Annotated in this window: 16 protein-coding genes; 12 read left to right on the top strand and 4 right to left on the bottom strand. The window is 37.4% G+C overall.

Annotated features, from left to right (window positions below; translation table 11 throughout):
* The first annotated feature begins 48 nt into the window (after window positions 1–48).
* From queF to H592_RS0103615, 7 genes are all read left to right on the top strand, one after another.
* On the top strand, window positions 49–906 hold the full coding sequence (queF, locus tag H592_RS0103650; RefSeq protein ID WP_028867569.1) for an NADPH-dependent 7-cyano-7-deazaguanine reductase QueF: 858 nt from the start codon (window positions 49–51) through the stop codon (window positions 904–906).
* 289 nt (window positions 907–1,195) lie between these two features.
* A complete protein-coding gene (locus H592_RS0103645; RefSeq protein ID WP_211235610.1) occupies window positions 1,196–3,226 on the top strand; it encodes a tetratricopeptide repeat protein in 2,031 nt (676 codons plus the stop codon).
* Window positions 3,227–3,296: 70 nt separating this feature from the next.
* Window positions 3,297–4,766 carry a GGDEF domain-containing protein gene (locus H592_RS0103640; protein WP_037070817.1) on the top strand — a complete coding sequence of 490 codons (1,470 nt, stop codon included), beginning with the start codon at window positions 3,297–3,299 and terminating at the stop codon, window positions 4,764–4,766.
* 209 nt (window positions 4,767–4,975) lie between these two features.
* On the top strand, window positions 4,976–6,328 hold the full coding sequence (gene ppnN, locus H592_RS0103635; protein WP_028867566.1) for a nucleotide 5'-monophosphate nucleosidase PpnN: 1,353 nt from the start codon (window positions 4,976–4,978) through the stop codon (window positions 6,326–6,328).
* 1 nt (window position 6,329) lies between these two features.
* The gene (gene xni / locus H592_RS0103630; protein ID WP_028867565.1) at window positions 6,330–7,118 is read left to right on the top strand and encodes a flap endonuclease Xni; all 789 of its coding nucleotides are present in this window, start codon (window positions 6,330–6,332) and stop codon (window positions 7,116–7,118) included.
* Window positions 7,119–7,553: 435 nt separating this feature from the next.
* A complete protein-coding gene (locus tag H592_RS0103620) occupies window positions 7,554–9,290 on the top strand; it encodes a hypothetical protein (protein ID WP_028867564.1) in 1,737 nt (578 codons plus the stop codon).
* Between the two features lie 411 nt (window positions 9,291–9,701).
* Entirely contained in the window at window positions 9,702–10,997 is a 1,296-nt protein-coding gene (locus tag H592_RS0103615) for an NCS2 family permease (RefSeq protein ID WP_028867563.1), read from the top strand.
* Between the two features lie 140 nt (window positions 10,998–11,137).
* On the opposite strand, the gene H592_RS0103610 is transcribed toward H592_RS0103615, so the two are convergent.
* Window positions 11,138–12,070: a D-2-hydroxyacid dehydrogenase gene (locus H592_RS0103610; protein ID WP_028867562.1), complete on the bottom strand. Its 933-nt coding sequence runs from the start codon at window positions 12,068–12,070 to the stop codon at window positions 11,138–11,140.
* Between the two features lie 213 nt (window positions 12,071–12,283).
* Between H592_RS0103610 and H592_RS0103605 the strand changes: the two genes are divergently transcribed.
* Window positions 12,284–13,879, top strand: a complete 1,596-nt coding sequence (locus H592_RS0103605; RefSeq protein ID WP_028867561.1) for a B12-binding domain-containing radical SAM protein — start codon at window positions 12,284–12,286, stop codon at window positions 13,877–13,879.
* Window positions 13,880–14,069: 190 nt separating this feature from the next.
* Here H592_RS0103605 and H592_RS0103600 read toward each other — a convergent pair whose 3' ends face one another.
* Both H592_RS0103600 and H592_RS0103595 read right to left on the bottom strand, forming a co-directional pair.
* Window positions 14,070–15,698 carry an NAD(P)/FAD-dependent oxidoreductase gene (locus tag H592_RS0103600; RefSeq protein WP_028867560.1) on the bottom strand — a complete coding sequence of 543 codons (1,629 nt, stop codon included), beginning with the start codon at window positions 15,696–15,698 and terminating at the stop codon, window positions 14,070–14,072.
* A gap of 291 nt (window positions 15,699–15,989) precedes the next feature.
* On the bottom strand, window positions 15,990–16,187 hold the full coding sequence (locus H592_RS0103595) for a hypothetical protein (protein ID WP_028867559.1): 198 nt from the start codon (window positions 16,185–16,187) through the stop codon (window positions 15,990–15,992).
* Between the two features lie 281 nt (window positions 16,188–16,468).
* Here H592_RS0103595 and sfsA point away from each other — a divergent pair, with 281 nt between their 5' ends.
* Entirely contained in the window at window positions 16,469–17,164 is a 696-nt protein-coding gene (gene sfsA / locus H592_RS0103590) for a DNA/RNA nuclease SfsA (RefSeq protein ID WP_028867558.1), read from the top strand.
* Between the two features lie 86 nt (window positions 17,165–17,250).
* Window positions 17,251–18,069: a fumarylacetoacetate hydrolase family protein gene (locus tag H592_RS0103585; protein WP_028867557.1), complete on the top strand. Its 819-nt coding sequence runs from the start codon at window positions 17,251–17,253 to the stop codon at window positions 18,067–18,069.
* A gap of 95 nt (window positions 18,070–18,164) precedes the next feature.
* Here H592_RS0103585 and H592_RS0103580 read toward each other — a convergent pair whose 3' ends face one another.
* Complete coding sequence (locus tag H592_RS0103580) at window positions 18,165–18,638, bottom strand: peroxiredoxin (RefSeq protein ID WP_028867556.1); 474 nt, start codon at window positions 18,636–18,638, stop codon at window positions 18,165–18,167.
* A gap of 295 nt (window positions 18,639–18,933) precedes the next feature.
* Between H592_RS0103580 and H592_RS0103575 the strand changes: the two genes are divergently transcribed.
* On the top strand, window positions 18,934–21,177 hold the full coding sequence (locus tag H592_RS0103575; RefSeq protein WP_028867555.1) for a peptidase U32 family protein: 2,244 nt from the start codon (window positions 18,934–18,936) through the stop codon (window positions 21,175–21,177).
* Window positions 21,178–21,624: 447 nt separating this feature from the next.
* Window positions 21,625–23,241, top strand: coding sequence for an ABC-F family ATPase (locus tag H592_RS0103570; protein ID WP_084296186.1), 1,617 nt, complete (start codon window positions 21,625–21,627; stop codon window positions 23,239–23,241).
* The last annotated feature ends 79 nt before the right edge of the window (window positions 23,242–23,320 follow it).

Here is a 23,320-nt window from a genome sequence, read left to right as displayed (position 1 = left end):
GTCTTGTCTTGTTTTTCTGACAACGCTTTCCTCTAAATGGGATGTTCCATGCCAAATTCAACACTTTATAACCAAGATGAAGCATTACAAAACTTATCTTTAGGTAAAGTCACAGAGTATAAATGCCACTACGATCAATCCTTGTTACAAGGAGTACCACGTAGTTTAAATCGCAATGAGCTTAACTTAGATGCTTCTTCGCTACCCTTTCATGGCTTTGACCTATGGAATATTTACGAACTTTCCTGGTTAAATAGCAAAGGCAAACCGATGGTGGCAACGGGAGTTGTTAAAGTCCCTTTTGATAGTGAATTTTTGATAGAATCAAAATCCTTTAAATTATACTTAAACAGCTTTAATCAAAGTAAATTTGAGTCCGTTGCGGCGGTACAAGCAATATTAACAGCAGACTTATCAGCCTGCGCCAACTCCCCTGTTAGCGTCAACCTTAATGCGAAACTAGATATTATTAACGAATCACTGGGTACTTTTAGCGGCGTTAACCTAGATGAGTTAGATATTGAAGTTGACCAGTATCAACTGTTACCGTCATTATTAACAGGTATTAGTTCAGATACCACGGTAACGGAAACACTCTACTCACACTTATTAAAATCAAACTGTTTAATCACAAGCCAACCAGATTGGGCAAGTGTTGAAATAAGCTATACGGGTAAATCACTCGACCATGAAAAGTTGTTGCGATATTTAATTTCATTTCGCCAACATAATGAATTCCATGAGCAATGTGTAGAGCGTATTTTCTGTGATTTAATGAAGTATGGTTCGTTAACATCGTTAACCGTTTATGCGAGATATACACGTAGAGGTGGTTTAGATATTAACCCTTTACGTAGTACATCAATGGAATTTCCGATTAATAATATACGCTTAATACGCCAGTAGTTTTATTAATAAAGTCAGTATTATGAGCAGAAGTGCAACTGTTCACGTTTTTACATGTTATGTTGCACTTACTTAAATTATTTAGTTGTACCGCCACTATTTTATAATGAGGTTTTAATTATTAATGCGTTTGTTTTCAAGAGTATTGTTTAGCTGCCTTTTACTTTCTGTTAGCCACCCCCTATGGTCCCTTGAATTATCGGGGGCGCTTATCCCTGCTTCAATCAAAGAAAGTTATAAAACGCGTCAACTTGAACCTTTAAAATGCATTAGCTCCGTAAATAAATTTATGAATAAGGTAGAAGTACTGCCCACTTATGCTGAAGGCACTATGCCTAAGAATAGATTGACCTCTACCAAACGCATTCCTAATCACGCACCTTCACAATTATTAGCCTCTTGTTATGCAGAACTTGCAGACTACGAAAATAGCTTAGCGTTACTGATCCCTTTGCTAAAAACGCCAAGTGTCACCCCTGATGAAATCAGAACTTTAAATATCATTGCGAGCGAAATACCAGAGTCTGAGCGCCCACAACTGAGTAATGAAGCGCTGATAAAAATGATGTTTAACTCACTTGAGTTCATGAAAGATAAAAAGCATGCAAACAAGTCAAATCTAGTCGATATTATTCATTTAACTATCGCTAAACTCGCGTTAGCGACGCACCAATATCAACTAGCGAATGAGTCATTAAGTCAAGTCAAAAAGAACATAAAAAATACCAAGCATAAAGAGTTAGTTGCCTGGTTAGCTTATTATTATGGTCATTATTACGATCAAATAAATCAGCAACAATTAGCTATTTCCAACTTTCGAACAGCGAACGAAATGGCTGACCAACTTAAACTGATTAAATTAAGCAGTTTAGTGAAAGAAAGTTTATCCAATCTTTATCAACAAAAACATCGTTACACACAAGCAATGGATTTTGCTAGTCAGCGTGTAGAGCTTTTATTACCCACAGACAATTATGTGCAACAGGCAGATAGCCTATTAAAATTTGCAATTTTAAAGCGCCAAAACAAAGAATATAATCAAGCGATCATCTACTTATTTAATGCGTTTGAACTAGTAGAAAAAAAGCATAAAATGTTACTTGCTTACACCTATTTAGAGCTTGGAAGAACTTATGCTTCAATGCCTTACGACTTAAAAAAGAATGCCGAATTAGCACAAAAATATTTGCAAAATGCACGTCATCATTTTCAAAAATTACACCGTCTTGAACAAGAAACAGAAAGCACTTTATTATTGGCGCAATTAAACATTCGTAGTCAAGATACCGGCTTGGCAATTCTACAATTAGAAAGTGTATTAACCTTGGCCAAGGGTAGATTTCCAGAACTACGCGTAAAGGCTTTTGAAATGCTCGCTCTAAGCTATGAATTATCCGGTGATCATCAGCAAGCCAATTTTCACTTTAAAAACTTTCACTCTTTGCAAAATGCAATTAAAGAAAAACTATTTGCGCTGCAGCAATTAAAAATTAATGAACAATTTCAACTCATTGAGCAAACACAGCAACAAATCCAACTAGAAACCAAAAATAATGAGTTATTACTCAAAAATAATCGCTTTAAAAATATTGCATACATTGTACTGGCGTTATTAGGTGTTACAGTATTATTTACATTATTCATATTTATCCGCCATAAAAAACTCGTGATTAGAGAACAAATAACGCGAAAAAAATGGTTACATCACCCTAGAACACGTTTAATATCGCAACAAGCACAGGAATATGATCAACAATATCAAGGACGTCCTCTGTTTTATGCTTTGGTTCATATTCCATTTTTAAGCAATTTAAACGGTTCAAAAGGTTTGTTCAGTGCAGAGAAAATAGAGTTCGCCTTAGGACAAGAATTAAAAAACAACTTTTCTCAGCATACACAAATTAGTCAAGTCAGAGATAATCAACTACTATTTATTGCTGAACAAGAACATCATGGTGAAGCGAAAAAATTTGCACAAGATATTGAATATTTCTTTCAAAGATTTGCAGAAAATTATGATTTAGATGGGAGAGTTTCAACAGGCATCGTGGCTTTTCCCTTTTTAAACAATGTTACTCGTGCAATAGCACCGGAACGCATGCTTAACATCACTTGTTTAGCATTATTTGGTGCTTGTCAAATAAGAGAAACAGTCCACGAAAGTAGCTGGTTAGAATTATATGCAATCGAAAAAATTCAACCTGCATTCTTTGATGGAGATTTATGGCTATTAGGTCAAGCAGGAATCGATAAAGGAATAGTAAAATTGAAAACCAGCCATCCTAAAACCCCTATTACGTGGCCTGAAATTAGCCGTTAAGCCATTGTAATTTCAATAAAAACAATAAAAGCTAACATTAAAAAACTGTAAATATTAAAGGATTATATTCATGGCATCATTGGCGCTAACAAGCTTATTACAACAATTATTCAAACGAATTTACCGCCAAGATAAAGCTTTTGATAAATATCAAATCCGATTCCTAAAAAAATTACAAACAACGTCCACCGACGAAAACGAAAATGATCTATTCGATGAATGCGTTGTACAATTAGCAACGCTCCCAAATAATTTAGATGACAAACTCTCTGAGGGGCGCTTAATTTCTCGTCACTCGGTCACACAATTGCAACAAATAGATTCCTTATCAGACGCCATCAAAGGTCGACTCCTAGAAATACAAAATGGAGAAATCCCTTACACTATTATTGAGCATCAAGTTGAATTAAAAGAACTGATCAAAATTTATCAACGCGCAGTGATAGAACTGAGTAAACGTTCGATGCAATCTGGCGATAATAACAAGGGTGATGTAGAATTTATTAATGAAGAACTGCAGCAAGTAATCTTGGAGTTAGATGTCGGTGAAGCTTATGTAAAAGATCTTGAAAAGCTACGTCTTAGTATTAACAACGAAAGTGATCCTTTTCAATTGCCTCATCATTGTTTACAGGTTATTAATCTAATCATTAATAGTACACGTGAGGAGCGTAGTTCTTCTCGTCACTTTTTATATACGCTTAATGATAGCTTAACCGAATTTTATCTAAATTTTGCAAAAACCTTAAATGCAACTGAAGCCGGTTTTACGCAACAAAAAGATACCTTTGTGTCGATAGAAAAGAGTGCAAAAACTCTACAGCAGCAAAGTGAAGAAGCACAAGATATCGATAGTTTACGTAACTACATTACAAGCTACGTGAGTGAAGTGGAAAATGTAATTGCTGAACAAGAGAAAAAGAAAGAACAAAAATTTCGCCATAAGTTTCAAGGCATTGTGAGACAAATTAAAGAGCTACAAAGTGAAACGCAGAGCTATCAAAAAACACTCAAACACCAGACTAAACAATTACATGTCGACTTTTTAACTAAAATCCCCAATAGAGCGGCTTGGAGCGAACGTCTAGACATTGAAATAACCCGTTTAAAACGTTATGACAATCCACTACAAATGGCAGTAATCGATATCGATAACTTTAAAAGCATTAATGATAATTTCGGCCATTTAGCAGGTGATAAAGTCCTACATGCGATCGCGCAAACATTACAGAAATCAGTTCGTAAAACGGGTTATATCGCCCGATTTGGTGGTGAAGAATTTGCCTTATTATTACCAGAAATAAGCCAACAGAAAGCGCAGTTTGTATTAAATAAATTACGAGATCGTATTAAAGCAATCACTTTCAGATTTAAAGAAGAAAACTTAATCATCACCATCTCAGTTGGTTTTACCACTTTAGTTTCAAGTGATGATCAAGATGAAGCCTTTGAACGTGCTGATGCTGCATTATATCAAGCAAAAGCAGAAGGCAAAGATCGCGTCATCTTTATAGAAAAAACAGCGACTGATGACGAATAAAATTCAACAGATAGTAGACATAAAGCTAAACTTCTCAGCGCATATAGAGCACCTTCGACATATTGTTATTTACACAGAATGACTGTTATCTAAGCTGTACACCTAGTAAAGTCTGTAGCTATTTCAATTATTTAATAAATAAGTGGTACTTTTTGATGGCATCTCTACTTAACTAAGTTAGTCTTAATGCACAGTCAAAAGGAGAAGCTATGATTTCACATATCAGTCCCGTTGGTAGCATGGCGCTATTATCTCAATTAGAAGTAAACCAACTTAAATACAGCGCCTCTTGCGAAGTTTATCAATTATTTAGAAATTGCTCTTTAGCAGTATTAAAGTCAGGTAGCCATACCGACAGCAGTAAAGAGATCCTTGAACAACATAAAGACTTTCAAATCAATGTACTCCACCAGGAACGTGGCGTCATATTAGAACTATTAAACCCACCTGAAGATGCCTACATAGACGGAGAGTTAATCAGAGGCATGCAAGATCACCTGTTTTCAGTCTTACGTGACCTTTTATATGTCAACACACAATTACAGCCCAACCCTCCATCAGCGTTCAACAGTGAACAAGCGACCAGCTTAGTTTTTTCAATTTTGCGTAATGCTAATGTACTCAAAGCCGGTGTTGAACCCAGTGTCGTCGTTTGTTGGGGAGGACATTCTATTAATGATATTGAATTTGCGTATACTCGAGAAGTTGGCAATCAATTAGGGTTACGTGAGCTTAACATCTGTACTGGTTGCGGCCCAGGAGCCATGGAAGGTCCGATGAAAGGCGCCGCAGTAGGACACGCAAAACAACGTGTTAATAATGGTCGTTATATTGGTTTAACCGAGCCTGGAATTATTGCCGCTGAGCCACCGAACCCGATTGTTAATGAGCTAGTTATTTTACCTGATATTGAAAAGCGCTTAGAAGCTTTTGTGCGTTTTACCCATAGCATCGTTATTTTTCCTGGCGGGCCAGGAACAGCGGAAGAGTTGCTTTATATTCTAGGTATTATGATGCACCCTGAAAATAAACGTCAGCCCTTACCTATCGTGTTAACCGGGCCAGCCAGCAGTGTTGATTACTTTAAAGCTATTGATGACTTTATTGTGAATACATTAGGGCAGGAAGCACAGCAGCATTATCAAATCATTATTGACGATGCGCCATTAGTCGCCAAGCTCATTAAAAAATCCATGCGCCGTGTTAAAGAGTATCGCAAAGCGATTGGTGATGCTTATTCCTTTAATTGGACATTGAAAATCGACCATGACTTCCAAGTCCCTTTTATTCCCAATCATGAAAATATGGCAAACCTGGTTTTGCATCGCGATCAGCCAAAAGATCAACTTGCATCCAATCTACGTCGTGTTTTTTCTGGGATCGTTGGTGGTAATGTAAAAGATGAAGGCATAAAATCCATTGAAGAAAATGGTCCATTTTTGTTAACTGGCGAAAAAGATCTAATGCAGCGCGTAGACAAATTATTAAAGAGTTTCATTGAACAAGGGCGAATGAAACTACCAGGAACGGTTTACACCCCTTGCTATAAGATTAAAACCTAATATGAGTGCTTGTTTATTAATTATAGATGCGATGAACCTAATTCGTCGTATCTATGCAGTACAAGAAAAGCAAAATAAAAATATCGACTTTGCATTAAGTGCAACCAACAATACTGCCTGTAATGCACTGCAAAAGATGTTAAGGGCACATCAGCCAAGCCATGTCATTTGCGTGTTTGATAGCCACCAGCAAAGCTGGCGTCATCAGTTACTACCTGAATATAAAGAAGGTAGAAAACCGATCCCCGAGGCTTTAAAAGCCTATTTACCACAAATTCAAGACGCATTTTACGAAATGGGTATTGAGTCTTTAGTCACAGAACAAGACGAAGCGGATGATTTAATTGCAACCTTGGCAACTAAAGTAACAGAGAGACAACAGCGCTGTATCATAGTGTCCACGGATAAAGGTTTTTACCAAATACTGAATGCTTACACCAGTATTTACGATTATTTTCAATCGCTACACATGGATAGTTATTACGTCGAACATAAAGTAGGCCTAAAAATAAACCAATTAGCTGATTATTGGGCGATAACCGGGATCAGCAGTAGCCATATCAAAGGTGTTGAGGGAGTTGGTAATAAAGGCGCATTAGCCTTATTACAACAATACCAAGGTTTAGATAATATGCTGCAGCAAGACGAACAAATTATCAGTGGAGATAAACGTCTACAAAAAGTAAAAGTAAATGAAATGGCCGCCCAGTTATCAAAACAATTAGTCGCCTTAAAAACAGATATTGTATTAGGCTTTAATTTAAAAGACTTACGTTATCAACAAAAATAAATTCCTTAATTTTTAATGTCGATAAGATAAAAATTTAATGAACAAATTACTAAATAAGGTGACCAATAAACTTACCCTGACAACGCGATACAGTGACCGTTAATTTAATGGTTAATTTAAGTCGCAAGATAATAAACAATGCAATTGATTATATTATTAGAAAAATAGATAGTGATATAACTGCTAATGCAAATAGTTATATCGCTGCAAATGCCCGTAATCCTGCAAAGCAGCCTCTTAAATGATGTAGCACTTGAACGGTTTAGTACTTGAATGATGTGGTGCTCGAATAATAATGTAGTCAGCTGAAATAATCGCGTTAAAAACAATCAATAATATTGCTATTGTTGATAATAAGCGATGTACAGTATGCACCTAACACTTGTATCGTTAATATTAATAACATCCTAACAAATAAATTTTGGAGTTTAAACTGTGAAAAAATTATTAATCCCTGCCGCTGTGGTAGCTATTGGCGCATTTGGTGCAGGCGTTTACTTATCTCAACAACCAGCAGCTGCTGCCTATAATGTCTTAAATTATGTCCCGTCAGACACACCTTTTTTTGTAGGCCAGCTAACTCCATTCCCAATTAAAGATTACATTGCATCAGCACCAAAACTCGTCACACCAAGTGACCAAGCAAAATTAGAGGCATTGTATGAATCAGATGAACCAGGTTTACACTTTGTTGCTAATTTATTAAAAGCCTACCAAGACGGATTAAAAGATGCTGATTTGTTAGTTAAAACCTTTGGTTTAAACGATCAAATCCGAGCTTATGCTTATACGCTAGGATGGCTGCCAGTGATAAAACTAGAGGTTGCTAACCCACAAGCAATCTGGGATTTATTAGACAAAAATGAACAAGAAACGGGATTTGTACATAAACAAGGTAAAATCCAAGATCTTTCATACCGCATCTACACCGTTACACCTCCCGATGAAGACGAAGTTGTTGAAGTGATTGTTGCACAGTCAAATGGCATCCTAACTATCACGGTAAAAACAAGATTTGTTTCAGAACCATTATTAGCAACAGCATTGGGCTTAGAAAAAGCAACAGCGCCATTAGCAGAGTCAACTATTTTAGACGGCATCATCAAACAGCATCAATTCTCTGACTCAAGCGTAGGTTACATCGATCATGTTGAAATTATTAAAGGCTTAACAACAACTGATGGCAACCAACTGGCTAAACAACTAACAGAAATCACTAAAATAGAAAATGATAACCCATTTGCTAAGCTGCAAACGCCTGTTTGTCATCAAGAATTTATGAGCATTGCAAAAAATTGGCCACGCACAGCCTTTGGTTATACTCAAATGGATATCAGTGAAACAGAATCAACACTCGGCTTTTCAGCGGTCATAGAAAGTAAAAATGCCGTGATTTTAAAAGCACTGAGCACAATGCGAGGCTTTATCCCAAGTTACACGCAAAACTTTAATGAAAGTATTGTCGCATCGGCAATCGGCTTAAATGTTAGCGAGTTATCTAATTCATTAACTACTATTTGGGGGGATTTACAAAAACCTACCTATCAATGTCAGCCTTTAGCTGAAGTACAATCAAAAATTGCTGCGAATGGGCAATCTATCGCAATGGTCGGCATGAGTGCGAATATGGCAGCAGGCCTAAAAGGTCTGAGTGGTGCACTGTTTAATTACAGTATGAGTAAAACAGAATCAACACAATTAGATAGTTTTGACGCGTTATTAGCAGTACATGCTGATAACCCATTAGCTATTTTTAACTCCATTAGAATGTTTAGCCCAGAGCTGCAGCAAGTTAATTTAAGTGATGATGGCAAAGCGATTTCATTAAAAGACTTATTCCCTGTACCGGTTGCTTTAAACATCAATCCTAAAATTGCCATCAAAGGTAAACATTTAGTGATTTATAATGGGACTAAAAGTGAGCAAGCCGCTGAAAAACTTGGGCAGAAACCATTATCTGCTAATGGGCTTTACCAATTATCATTTGACGTAAATAAAATGCTTACACCTTTTGTTAGTGCAACACAGTTAATGTCTGGGGAATCAATCGCTGATGAAATGCAGTTCTTAATGGATTATGACGCACGTATGAATATCAATTTGGATATTAACGAGCAAGGTATTCGTTTTGATTCAACGGTGAATAATAAATCACCTCAACAAGAAAAGTAGGCTTTACCCGTTACTATTGAACATGCTTCTATGAACATGCACTTAAATGGTAACGGGCAAATAACTCTCCTAAAGTGATCAATATCATCAATTATCTCAAGCTAACAACAATGAGATATCAAACAAAAAGCTGACTAAGGTCAGTTTTTTTCAGCTCACAAAAAGTAGCTTGTTTTTTGTTCTAAGCCAAGCCAGATCTAAGTATCAATCAGATTAATTGACTTTTTAGACTAGCTAATAAAATCAGTTCTTTTATAATTGCGCGAAATTCACACAGAGAATTTATTCATCTTATATCGATTGTATTAAATAAGTGATTTTGACCAATAATATAGATCACTTAATTATTATCGTGGATATTAATAGGTCGGAAGGAAATAGACCTCCACACGCGCGAGTAATGGAAAAATTATGTTAGAAAAATTATTTAAACTAAGCGAACACAACAGTAATGTGAAAACAGAAATTGTTGCAGGCTTTACCACTTTTTTAACCATGGCATATATCATTTTTGTTAACCCATCAATGTTATCTGCCACGGGTATGGACTCGGGTGCTGTATTCGTAGCAACATGTTTAGCCGCTGCAATTGGTTGTTTCATTATGGGTTTATATGCAAACTACCCTGTCGCTTTAGCACCGGGTATGGGATTAAATGCTTTCTTCTCATACACAGTGGTATTGCATATGGGTTACAGCTGGCAAGTTGCCTTAGGTGCGGTATTCCTTTCAGGTGTTTGTTTTACCTTATTAAGTTTATTCAAAATTCGAGAATGGATCATTAACTCAATTCCACTGCCTATGCGCAAAGGCATTGCAGCAGGTATTGGTTTATTCTTGGGTTTAATTGCCTTAAAAAATGCCGGCATTGTTGTTGCAAACCCAGCAACACTAGTTAGCTTAGGTGATTTAACCGCATTACCAGCGGCATTAGCTTGTTTAGGATTTATCGCCATTATCGCACTAGCACATTACCGTGTTAAGGGTGGCGTGATGTTAGCTATTTTAGGCGTTACTGTTATCGGCCTATTAATGGGTGATATTCAATATGCTGGTATTGTTTCTATGCCACCAAGCATTGCGCCTACTTTCATGCAAATGGATGTAGCCGGCGCATTAAACGTAGGTATGATCAGCGTTATCTTTGCATTCCTATTCGTCGATTTATTTGATACATCAGGTACATTAATTGCCGTAGCGGATAAAGCAAAACTACTTGATAAAGACGGTAACTTACCCCGTTTAAGCCGTGCGTTATTAGCGGATAGTGGCGCTTCTATCGCGGGTTCAATGTTAGGCACATCGACAACAACAAGTTATATCGAAAGTGTTTCGGGTGTTGCTGAAGGTGGCCGTACTGGTTTAACAGCAGTCGTAGTCGGTATTTTATTCCTACTTTCTCTATTCTTTGCGCCATTAGCCGGCATGGTTCCAGCATATGCAACTGCGGGCGCATTATTATACGTTGCAGTATTAATGGTTGGCGGTTTAAAAAGTATTAATTGGGATGATATTACAGAAGCCGCGCCCGTGGTTATTGTAGCAATCATGATGCCATTAACATTCTCTATCGCTAACGGTATTGCGATTGGTTTCATTGCTTACGCGGCGATCAAAATGGCTAGTGGTAAAATGAAAGAGTTAAGCGCAAGCGTTTGGTTCCTTGCTGTTTTATTCTTCCTTAAACTGGTTTTCTTTCCTGGTTAACAGATAACCAATAAGATGAAATATAAAATGCCGCGCTTATTATTTGAGTCCAAATGATTAAAGCGCGGCATTTTTTATGCTTTTTATACTAGAAGTTCAAACCTAAGTTTGATGTCTTTTTATACTGTTACATACAGTTACTAATTTACAGCCACGTAACCGTTGATGTTCTCAACTACTTTCTCTAACAAACATTGACGAGCTTCTACACTTGCCCAAGCGGTATGCGGCGTCACTACTAAACGATGCGATGCTTTTAAGGATAAGTAAGGGTGATTTGATAACATCGGCTCAACCGCGAGTACATCCGTCGCATGATAGATATCTTGCGTCTCTAACGCTTCGGCCATCGCTTCTTCATCAATGATTCCACCACGCCCTAAATTCATGATCACTGCACCGGCTTTTAACTGTTTTAGCTGCTTCGCACCAATTAAGTTTTCAGTTTGAGCATTAAATGGCGCATGAATAGAAATAACGTCGCATTCACTTAATAACGTTTCTAAGCTCACTTTTGGAATACTTTGCTGTGTATTTTTACCTGACGTTGAGTAATAACAAACATCACAACCAAATGCAGTAGCAAGTTCAGCAACACGTTGTCCGATAGAGCCCATTGCAACAATCCCCCAACGCTTACCTTTTAATTCATAAAAAGGACGTTCAATATGAGTAAATACAGGACTATCACACCATTGTTTGTCTGCAATATATTGGTCGTAGTAACGACTTTGATGAATTAACTGAAACAATAGAGAGAAGGTAGATTGACTAACACTTTCAGTTGAATAACCTGATACATTTTTAACTTCAATGCCAGCTTGTTCAGCAGCGACTAAATCGACATTATTAGTGCCTGTTGCGGAAATACAAATAAGTTTTAGCTGTGGATTATCCGCCATGTGTTGCGCAGTGATCACTACTTTATTAGTAATGGCAACTTCCTGCCCTGCTAACCGTTCAGATGTCTGCTGTGCATCTGTAGTTTGGAAAACAGTCAACTCACCTAGATTATTGAAAACAGATAAATCACTGTCACCTAATGTTAATGCATCTAATAAAACTATATTCATTTCTGTTCCTTAATACGAAAAAGCCAATAAATTGAGAGTCTTAGATATACAGGATTTTGATACTCGTTACCATTGCAGATACAAAATACACAAACTTTCTAGCAACAATCAAAACCTCACTTTTCTCAACGTAATAAATCAAGCGCTGAATAAACCTATCGATTACTGTATTATTCGCACATATTCCCTAAATACTTAAGAGCTTCAACTGCTATGCAACAATTCGACCATGACCTAACCATTATGCGTACAACGCTAAGCGAAGCTAAGCCCCCTGCCAGTAACGGGTCAGCGTCCCCGAAAATAGTATTAGCGACCATCAATGCTAAATATATTCATTCCAGTTTAGGTTTGCGTTATTTATACGCCAATTTAAAAGATCTACAGCCTATCGCTGAAATAAAAGAGTTTGTTATTCAAACTTGGCCAATTGATATTGTGGAACAAATTTTAGCTTCCAAACCGACTATTGTTGGCTTTGGTGTGTATATTTGGAATATCGTCGAAACCACTAATGTAGTCAGCCTATTAAAAGTGATCGCACCGGAAGTCAAAGTGGTATTAGGCGGCCCTGAAGTCAGTTATGAATCAGAGCAACAAGCGATAGTACAAGCGTCAGATTATGTATTAACCGGTGAAGCAGATATCAGTTTCTATGAATTATGTCAGGACCTAATCAATAATAATCCACCAGACAATAAAATTTTGAAGTCTAAACCTGTGGATTTAAAAGACCTTGAAATGCCTTATCAATATTACAGTGACGAGGATTTAAAGAATCGTTTATTGTATGTAGAAGCCTCTCGCGGTTGCCCTTTTAAGTGTGAGTTTTGTTTATCATCTTTAGACACTAAATCAAATCCTTACGAGTTAACCGTCTTCTTAAAGCAAATGGAAACCTTGTATCAACGTGGTGCACGTAACTTTAAGTTTATTGATAGAACCTTCAATTTAGACATCAATACATCCTTGCAAATAATGCAATTTTTCTTAGATAGAATGACCGATGATTTATACTTACACTTTGAAGTGGTGCCTGACCACCTTCCGCGAAAATTAAAAGAGATGTTGGCGCAATTCCCTGAAGGTAGCTTGCAGTTTGAAGTAGGTATTCAAACCTTTAACCAAGAAGTACAAGCGAATATTAGCCGTAAGCAAAACAATGCCAAATCAAAACAAAACTTAATTTGGTTAAAAGAAAATACTACCGCACATATCCATGCGGATCTTATTTTTGGTTTACCAGGCGAAACCTTTGAAAGCTTTAAAGATAGCTTTAATCAGCTTTATGAATGCCATCCTCATGAAATTCAAATGGGTATTTTGAAACGCCTCAAAGGCAGCCCTATTATTAGGCATACTGACACCTTTGACCTGCGTTTTAATCCCTTGCCACCTTTTAATATATTAAGCACCGACAGAGTCGACTTTACGACGATGCAACTGGTCAATCGCTTTGCAAGATATTGGGATATGATTGGTAATTCGGGACGCTTTAAACATTCATTAGACCATATTTTAGCGGGCAACCCTTTTGAGCACTTTATGGCGATCACTGACTGGTTATTTGAGCAAACAGGACAAACACACAAAATTAACCTTAAACGTTTGTTTGAACTGATTTCTCAATCTGTAGAATCATTATTTCCTGAAATGCATCAAGCCGTTCTGCCTCTCATTGAACTAGATTACAGCGCCTCAAGATTAAAAGGCGCATTTAATACTCTCAACCTTTATGCAGGACAGAAAAAACAGTCCACAACCGGGCCAAGTAAATTATTACAACGCCAAAAACAGCATAGCCAATAAAATACAGCGGCATTAATTGCGGTCAGTTAATGGATGCTAGATGCGAGCAAGATAAGAAGCGTGAAATAAAAACACTGCGACAGTGATTAATAACCATTGTCGCAGTGCTTTTTTATCAGCAAATAAGAAACGTTTAAGATAAAAAAAGCTTATTTAAATAACCTAATAAGTAAAACGAAAAAGGGAAAAGTTACGTGTCTAAATCCGCTAACATTTTCAATGCCACTGCTTCAGCGATTTTAATGCCATCAATACCAGCCGATAAAATACCACCAGCATAACCAGCACCTTCACCACCTGGATATAACCCTTGTGTATTAATGCTTTGGAAGTCATCGCCACGTTTAATTTGGATCGGAGATGAGGTGCGTGTTTCAACACCTGTTAACATTGCATCTTTACTATCAAAACCACGGATCTTCTTAGCAAAAGCAGGTAAGGCTTCACGAATCGCATCAATTGCAAATGCTGGTAATGCGTCACTTAAATCGGTCATTTTCACATTCGGTTTGTAAGAAGGCTCAACGTTTTCAAACGGTTTACCTTTGCCAGCAGCAAGGAAGTCACCGACCATTTGTGCAGGAGCATCATAATTACTGCCGCCCATCACATAAGCATGACGTTCTAATTTGCGCTGCAGTGCGACCCCTTGCAACGGATCGTTATTAAAGTCTTCAGGGGAAATTCCTACTACAATCGCACTATTTGCATTACGTTCACTACGAGAATATTGACTCATACCATTAGTCACAACCGCATGCTCTTCCGATGTTGCCGCAACAACAACACCACCCGGACACATACAGAAACTATAAACGCTACGGCCGTTTTTACAGTGATGTACTAGCTTATAATCCGCAGCACCCAATATTGGGTGTCCAGCATTAATGCCAAAACGAGCTTGGTCAACCATCTCTTGTTTATGCTCAATACGGAAGCCAATCGAAAACGACTGTGCATCCATATGGACACCTTTATCGTGCAACATTTGGAAAGTATCACGTGCGCTGTGGCCAATAGCAGCAGTCACATAACGAGAGTTGATCACTTCTCCGCCCTTTAAGGTCACGCCAGTCACTTGCTTTTTACCGTCAACTTCTTCGACATTTAGTTCTTCAACACGTGTTTCAAAACGGATTTCACCGCCCAGCTCGATGATTTTACGGCGCATTTTCTCGACCATCGTCACAAGCTTGTAAGTACCAATATGCGGTTTACTGACATAGATAATTTCAGCCGGTGCGCCCGCAGCAACAAATTCTTGTTTGACTTTTAAGCCTTTGAAACCCGGATCTTTTACTTGGCTGTATAACTTACCATCGGAGAAGGTACCTGCTCCCCCCTCACCAAACTGTACATTTGATTCAGTGTTTAACTCACTAGTACGCCAAAAACGAAACGTATCTTTAGCACGTTCATGGACTGATTTACCACGCTCTAAAACAATTGGCTTAAATCCCATTTGCGCTAAAATCAACGCAACAAATAATCCACAAGGTCCCATACCAATCACAATTGGACGCTCAGTTAAATGAGCAGGGGCAGTCGCAACATATTGATAATCGGTATTTGGTGAAACGCGGACATTTTGATCTTTCTCAAAGCTAGCTAATAACTTAGCTTCATCAATATCCACTAAAGTGATATCTAGGGTATAAATAAGGGTGATTTGATTTTTTTTACGCGCATCGTAGCCACGCTTAAAGACATGAATATTAACCAATTGCTGTGCACTGATATTTAGCTTTGTTAATACAAACTGCTGCAACGCTTGTTCATTATGGTCGAGCGGTAATTTAACTTGGTTGAGACGTATCATGATTCACCTGATAATTGGCTTAAAAAATAAGCGCGTAGTTTACGTGATCTGTTTGTGAAATGTAATACGCATTATCAGTAAAAATAACCGTCCGCTATGCTGACACCGTGTTGTAGGCAAAGTCATCATACGGTTCCTTTAGGCATAAACTAGGAACAAATGATCCCCTCAATTGAAGCTCACCTATTAATATTCACCTAACGGCAAGACGCCAGTTATTAACATGGTGTCATATTAACTCCCCTCAGCTTTTCTCATAGATAAAAGCAGTTAAATGACTGAACCACTGTATTAATGTGTTTGTTTATAAACAGAAATAGGAATTGTACAGGTCTTTATCTGTAATCGTTTTGCACAATTTGTTAGGCATAACTGAGACACTGCCTGTTTGGACTCACCGTTTAAACAACGAAAATCAGCGGCACACAACACGCCTTGCTCAAACAAATATAGCAATTTATCTTTATCAATTTCGATTTGAATAGTCATTTTAGGTTGCTCCCTGTTAATGTAGTTTCAAGATAGCGGTTAACACTCCTCGGCTGACGATTATGCAGATAGATTAATAAACAATATATTTATGATAATGATTATCATTTAAATAGTAAAGAGTGAATATCTGCATTGTTAGTAAATTGTTAAATAAAAATTAATAACACCTTAATTCAGCGACTAATAAGCAATAAAATACGATTAAATAAGCTGATGCCATAAAATCACCTGAATAGACTTACGCGATAAAACCAACAACAGTAGAGATATGAATAAATATGATATTTGAAACTCCCCTTAAAAAAGCCACCTTAATAAAACGTTATAAGCGTTTTTTAGCCGATGTAATTTTAGAAGATGGCAGTGAAACAACCATTTATTGTGCAAACACGGGCGCGATGACAGGTTGCGCCACCGAGGGCGATACTGTTTTATATAGCACCTCGAATAATAAAAAACGTAAATACCAATACACTTGGGAATTTACACTTACGCAAGCAGGTCATTGGATCTGCGTTAATACAGCAAAAGCGAATGCACTCATTGCAGATGCTATTGAACAAAAACAGATCCCAGCATTGCTCAACTACCAAGGCTGTAAAGCAGAAGTAAAATATGGTGAAGAGAATAGCCGTATCGATTTTTTATTAACCGATGACAATAAAGTTGATTGCTACGTAGAAGTGAAGAGCTGCACCCTATTAGACGAACGCAAGCAAGCTGGCGATGGCTATTTTCCTGATGCGGTAACAACACGCGGCCAAAAACATTTACGCGAACTGATAGAGATGAAACAACAAGGTTATCGCAGTGTTTTATTATTTGCAGTATTACATTCAGGCATAAAGCGTGTGCAGCCCGCAGACTTTATTGATAAAAAATATGCTGATTTATTTACAAAAGCAAAACAAGCAGGCGTGGAAATCATTTGTTATTTTCCAGATTTAAGCGATGTTATTAATCCATTGCCCTAACTGGTACGTATCTAAAAGCACATGTTTTAAATAACACTTTAAATGCCAATTAAATTCATTTTTATTATCAAGACAGGAGTCACCTAATGAAATATTTTATAATTATTTTTGGCGGAATAATGGGATTAATACTTCCTTCCATAGCTAGTGCAGAGGTTAAGCATATTGTACGTTTTGAGCATAACCAAATCATCAGTTATGGCGAGATTAATGGAGACTCCATTCAACCACTCAGCGGTGAATTATTTACTCAATTAAGTGCCACAGGCAATACCATTGCATTAGCAGATGTCACTTTATTACTACCAACTGCCCCACAAAAGGTATTTGCTGTTGGAATGAACTTTGATAGTCACCTGTCATCGCCCTCAAATGCACCACCGCCATTATTTCTTAAACTCCCTACTTCATTAATTGCCTCAGGACAAGCCATTCACTTGCCGAAAGATGCAAAGAACGTACATTTTGAAGGCGAATTAGTATTAGTGATCGGTAAACAAGCCAAAAGCGTTAACGAGTCGCAAGCAGATAGTGTGATTTTTGGCGTATTAGCAGGCAATGACTTAACAGAGCGCAGCTGGCAAGGCTCAGATCTACAATGGATGCGCGCAAAAGCCAGTGATGGATTCGGCCCTATCAGTTCAATGATTACCGTTGGTGTTGATTATAACAATCTACTCTTAACCACTAAATTAAATGGCAAAATAGTACAACAAGAAAATACCAAGCATATGATCCACAAACCAGCCAAAGTGGTCAGTTATTTAAGCCAATACTTTACATTAATGCCCGGAGATTTAATTTTTATGGGCACGCCTGGACGTACCAAAGCACTGAATGATGGAGATGTTGTTTCAGTCACGATAGATCAGGTGGGTACCGTGGAAAATAAAATTAAGAGATGAACAAGGATTAGAATTCGTCAGTAATAAATCCCTTGCCACAAACCTTGCAAGGGATTTTTAATTAGCTCATGGATAAAGCCAATAAATAGATAGGTTTACAGTGCAGCTAATAATGTTTCAGCTTTACTTGCTTCGAATTCACCCGCAGCTTCAACGTTTAATAACGTAACCACGTCATCTTCAATCACCATTGCGTAACGTTGTGAACGAACGCCACCGAAACCTGCAGTGTCCATCGTTAACCCCAATGCTTTAGAAAAACTTGCATCGCCGTCACCTAACATTAATAATTCAGACGCGTTATGTACTTCACCCCATGCTTTCATTACAAAGGCGTCATTCACAGCAACACATGCAATTAAATCAACCCCTTTTGCTTGGAATTTATCAGCAAGTACGACATAACCAGGTAAATGCTCTTCAGAACAAGTTGGCGTGAATGCGCCTGGTACAGCAAATAACACTACTTTTTTACCGGCAAATAATTCAGCAACATCATGATGAACCATACCTTCAGACGTTAATTGGCTTAGTGTTGCAGTTGGTAATTTTTGGCCTACTTCAATCATTTTATTATCCTTTTTCGTTTAAGTTACTTTTCGCTATTAATTTAAAATATAACAATCGTGTCTCTTAATATAATAAATAACAGGCTGTTACGGGATAACAGTCTATCCCTAAACCTACTGAACAAACACTGAATAATAAAGTGCCTATTCAATTACTTTCAATCGCAAGCGGTTTTAAATATTCAACAAAATAAACGCTTAGTTATTATCCCCCGTTGCACGATAGCAAAACACTATGGATAAGGGTAAACTCGCGCCTCAAAATAAAAATGAATTAAATAGATGGTGACAAGTTATGAGTAGAAAAATCGAATTATTAGCCCCTGGTGGTGATGTTGACGCAATTAAAGCGGCGATAATTGCAGGTGCTAACGCGATTTATTGCGGTTTAGATATTTTTAACGCTCGTAACCGTGCCGCTAATCTATCCTTTGATGATTTAGTCGGCATCATCAAGCTAGCACATGAATATGAATGTGAAGTATTTTTAACGCTTAATGTCGTAATCCTAGAGCATGAGATCCCAACGCTCACTAAACTATTAAACCAGTTAGTTAATACCGGTATCGATGGCATCATCGTGCAGGACTTAGGGTTATTTAACTTGGTTAAAAAGTTTTTCCCAAGCTTACATATTCATGCATCAACACAGCTGACAACGCACAATGAAGGGCAAATTTTATTCCTTGCTAAAATTGGTGCAACCCGCGCTAATTTATCACGTGAATTAAATTTAACTGAAATCAAACTGCTTACTGCTTTAGCACATGATAACGAAGTATTAACCGAAGTGTTTGTACACGGTGCATTATGTATCGCATTTTCAGGTCAGTGTTATTCAAGCTCAGTGAGTGTCGGTAACTCAGGTAACCGTGGTCGCTGTAGTCAAGCTTGCCGTGATGAATATGAAGTCACTGCTGCAGGTAATAAATTCCCACTTAATTTAAAAGATAACTCTGCGTGGTTTGATTTACCTGATTTGGTAGAAGCAGGTGTTGACTCATTAAAAATTGAAGGTCGTATTAAAGGTGCACAATACGTGCATACGGTTGTGGATAGCTGGCGTCAGCAGATTAATACTTTTGTGGATACCGGTAAATTATTAGCCGATGACTCTGCTTTATACAAAGTATTTAACCGTGATTTCACTAACTCGTTTTTGAAAGGCAACCTGACTAAAGATATGTTTATCGACAATCCACGCGATAACAGTTTTACCCATGCTAATGAAAAAAATAATGCAATTTCAGTAGTACAAATTCAAGAAGTACAACAAGACTTACGCGATGATAAAAATAAAATCGTTGATGAAGTGGCAGCTAAAGTAGCCACCTTAAATATTGATAAAAGTGATTTATCATTAAGCTTTTCAGGGCAATTAGATACTCCGTTCACCGTGACTATCATGATTGATAAAAAAACCTTTATTGTAGAATCTAACTCAAAAATGATTGCTTCAGAGCAATCAGCCGTCACATCAGACGCAATTGCAAAACGTTTTAAAAGCTTTAAAAACAGCCGTTATAATGTGGCTGAATTTGATTTTTCACAACTTGCTGATAGCTTAACGATTCCATTTAAAGAGCTAACTGAAGTTAAAAACAAAGTCGCTTACTACCTTAATGGTGAAAAAGACGTGATCCCCGCAGTCACTTTACCGCCATTAGCTTCTCACCCTAAATTAAACGAAAAACCAACGTTATCAATATTAATCAGCGATGAGAAAGATGCACACTTAGGTGACTTAACCGAAGCAGATATCTACTTCAAATTACCGGAAAGCTTTAAAAAACGCTGTAACAAACAACGTGATATTTTAGTGCGTAATCCGCGCTTTATTCCTTGGTTTCCAGCGGTATTAATTGGTAAAGATTACATTGAAGCGGTGCGTATTTTAGAAGAATTAAAACCTGAACGTATCGTAACCAACAATACGGGCATCGCTTATAAAGCGTTTGAAATGGGAATAGAGTGGATCGCAGGTCCATTTTTAAACACCACCAACTCTTATGCATTGTTAACCATGCAAGAAGAGCTTAATTGTGCAGGTGCGTTTATTTCTAATGAGATCAACCGTAACCAAATCAAAAATATCAAACGTCCTGCCAATTTTAAAATGTTGTACAGTATTTACCATCCTATTTTAATGATGACAAGTCGCCAATGTTTCTTCCAGCAAACAGTAGGTTGTAACAAACCAAGCATTGAAGATGGCTGTATGTTGAAGTGTCAAAAAGCAACTACCATCACTAATGTCAAAGGCATTTCATTTGCCGTTGATAAGCAACTAGGTGGTTATCCAAGTATTTACAACCACGAGCAGTTCTTGAATTTTGATGCAGTAAGAGACTTTTCGGACTTATTTGATGAGTTCTTTATCGACCTAACGGATATTGGTTCAGGTTCAAAAGAGAAGCAGGATAAAGCGCAATTAATTAAGCATTTTGAGGATTTCTTAGCAGGTGATCAACAAGCAGCTGCAACTGTGACAGGTATGGTAACCGTGTCAACTAACGCACAATACCAACAAGGGTTATAAGCCCAATTTATAACTAACCTTAATAAAGTAAGTGATTAACACGCTATGACCGTGTTGCTCACTTACTTTTTCTTTTTAGAGCTTATTTTTAAGTTTTGTTGTGAAATAAAACAGTTGCGAAATAAAATACACTTCAATACCATCTCGTCACAACAGCAATCCCCTCTTTTTAAAATGCCAAACAATTTATATACAAACAGACAGCCATAAAAATCAGAAACAACTTTAAAATAACAATAAACAACACCTCACCGTGATCACTTTGTCTTAATAATTTATTAGCATCTTCAGCTGATTAAAAATAAAACAAAAAATAACCTGCTTTTACTCACATAATTCGACATTTTAATTGCTTAATCTGTATACTTCGCGACCTTATTATTTCTGCAACGCTGTTAATCACTTTTAGGTGAATAAGTGCTGCTCTAAACTGATGGAATCTTGACTTTGATATCTACCGCAAACATTACAATGCAATTTGGCGCCGAGCCTTTATTTGAAAATATTTCAGCCAAATTTGGACACTACAACCGCTACGGTTTGATTGGTGCCAATGGTTGCGGAAAATCAACGTTTATGAAGATTCTGACTGGTGCTCAAGAACCTAGCTCAGGTAATGTATCATTAGATCCGGGTGTTAAAGTCGGTACTTTGAGCCAAGACCAGTTTGCTTTTGAAGAATACACAGTAATTGACGCCGTTATTATGGGTGACAAACCGCTGTGGAAAATCAAGCAAGAGCGTGACCGTATTTATAACTTACCAGAAATGACAGAAGAAGATGGCATGAAAGTAGGTGAACTTGAAAGTGAGTTTGCTGAAATGGATGGTTACACTGCTGAAAGCCGTGCCGGTGATATTTTATTAGCCGCTGGTATCGAAGAAGAGTTTCACTTTGGATTAATGAAACAAGTGGCACCGGGCTGGAAGCTACGTGTTCTATTAGCACAAGCCCTATTCGCAAACCCAGATTTATTGTTATTAGATGAGCCAACCAATAACTTGGACATTAATACCATTAACTGGTTATCTGAAGAGTTGAATAAACGCCGTTGTACTATGGTTATCATCTCGCATGACCGTCATTTCTTAAACTCTGTGTGTACGCACATGGCTGATATCGATTACGGTGAATTACGTATTTACCCAGGTAACTACGAATACTTCCTTGAAGCATCTTCATTGATCCGTGAACAGTTATTATCTGAAAATGCTAAGAAAAGTGCAGAAATCGATGAATTACAAGACTTTGTAAACCGTTTTGGTGCTAATGCTTCTAAAGCAAAACAAGCAAGTTCACGCGCTAAAAAGATGGATAAAATCAAACTTGATGAAGTAAAATCTACAAGCCGTATGCACCCTTCTTTATCTTTTGATGAAGGTAAAAAAATGCATCGCCAAGCGTTAGTATTGGAAGGTTTAGGTCATGGATTTGAAGAAGGTCCATTATTTAGCGGTGGTGATCTTATTTTAGAAGCCGGTGCTAAACTGGCTATTATCGGCGAAAATGGTGTGGGTAAAACAACCTTTATGCGTTGTTTAGTGAATGACCTTGAACATAACGAAGGTGTTGTTAAATGGTCTGAAAATGCGTCTATCGGCTACTGCCCACAAGACAGCACTGATGATTTTGATAATGATTTAACCTTGATGGATTGGATGGGTCAATGGCGCACTAGCAAACACAGCGATTTAATCGTACGCGGTATGTTAGGTCGTTTATTATTTACCGATGATGATGCGAATAAAAAAGCACGTAACTGTTCTGGTGGAGAGAAAAACCGTTTATTATTCGGCAAGTTAATGATGCAAGATGTTAACGTTTTAGTAATGGATGAACCCACTAATCACATGGATTTAGAAGCAATTGATGCATTAAATAACGCATTAAAAGACTTTAAAGGCACGTTGATTTTTGTCAGCCATGACCGTGAATTTGTATCTTCATTAGCGACGCGTATTCTTGATATTAAAGATCAAAAAGTAATTGATTTCCAAGGTACTTATAATGAATACCTAGCAAGTCAGGCAGAAGCTAAAAAATTAAGCTTAAACCTGCAATAGAAGATAAAACCTCAAATCAGCCGTTGTATTCAGCGCTTCTGATTTGAGGTTGTAATAAAAAAAGAAATAAAGAAAGAAA

Origin of the sequence: Psychromonas arctica DSM 14288 (assembly GCF_000482725.1) — a bacterium.
Taxonomy (GTDB): domain Bacteria; phylum Pseudomonadota; class Gammaproteobacteria; order Enterobacterales; family Psychromonadaceae; genus Psychromonas; species Psychromonas arctica.
This window is presented reverse-complemented; position numbering and strand designations above follow the sequence as displayed.

Coding starts and splice junctions, on each gene's coding strand:
- H592_RS0103585 (WP_028867557.1), top strand. CDS start 17,251: ATGAAATATTTTATAATTATTTTTGGCGGAATAATGGGATTAATACTT.
- sfsA (WP_028867558.1), top strand. CDS start 16,469: ATGATATTTGAAACTCCCCTTAAAAAAGCCACCTTAATAAAACGTTAT.
- xni (WP_028867565.1), top strand. CDS start 6,330: ATGAGTGCTTGTTTATTAATTATAGATGCGATGAACCTAATTCGTCGT.
- H592_RS0103580 (WP_028867556.1), bottom strand. CDS start 18,638: ATGATTGAAGTAGGCCAAAAATTACCAACTGCAACACTAAGCCAATTA.
- H592_RS0103605 (WP_028867561.1), top strand. CDS start 12,284: ATGCAACAATTCGACCATGACCTAACCATTATGCGTACAACGCTAAGC.
- H592_RS0103640 (WP_037070817.1), top strand. CDS start 3,297: ATGGCATCATTGGCGCTAACAAGCTTATTACAACAATTATTCAAACGA.
- H592_RS0103615 (WP_028867563.1), top strand. CDS start 9,702: ATGTTAGAAAAATTATTTAAACTAAGCGAACACAACAGTAATGTGAAA.
- H592_RS0103600 (WP_028867560.1), bottom strand. CDS start 15,698: ATGATACGTCTCAACCAAGTTAAATTACCGCTCGACCATAATGAACAA.
- H592_RS0103645 (WP_211235610.1), top strand. CDS start 1,196: ATGAATAAGGTAGAAGTACTGCCCACTTATGCTGAAGGCACTATGCCT.
- H592_RS0103610 (WP_028867562.1), bottom strand. CDS start 12,070: ATGAATATAGTTTTATTAGATGCATTAACATTAGGTGACAGTGATTTA.
- ppnN (WP_028867566.1), top strand. CDS start 4,976: ATGATTTCACATATCAGTCCCGTTGGTAGCATGGCGCTATTATCTCAA.
- H592_RS0103575 (WP_028867555.1), top strand. CDS start 18,934: ATGAGTAGAAAAATCGAATTATTAGCCCCTGGTGGTGATGTTGACGCA.
- H592_RS0103595 (WP_028867559.1), bottom strand. CDS start 16,187: ATGACTATTCAAATCGAAATTGATAAAGATAAATTGCTATATTTGTTT.
- queF (WP_028867569.1), top strand. CDS start 49: ATGCCAAATTCAACACTTTATAACCAAGATGAAGCATTACAAAACTTA.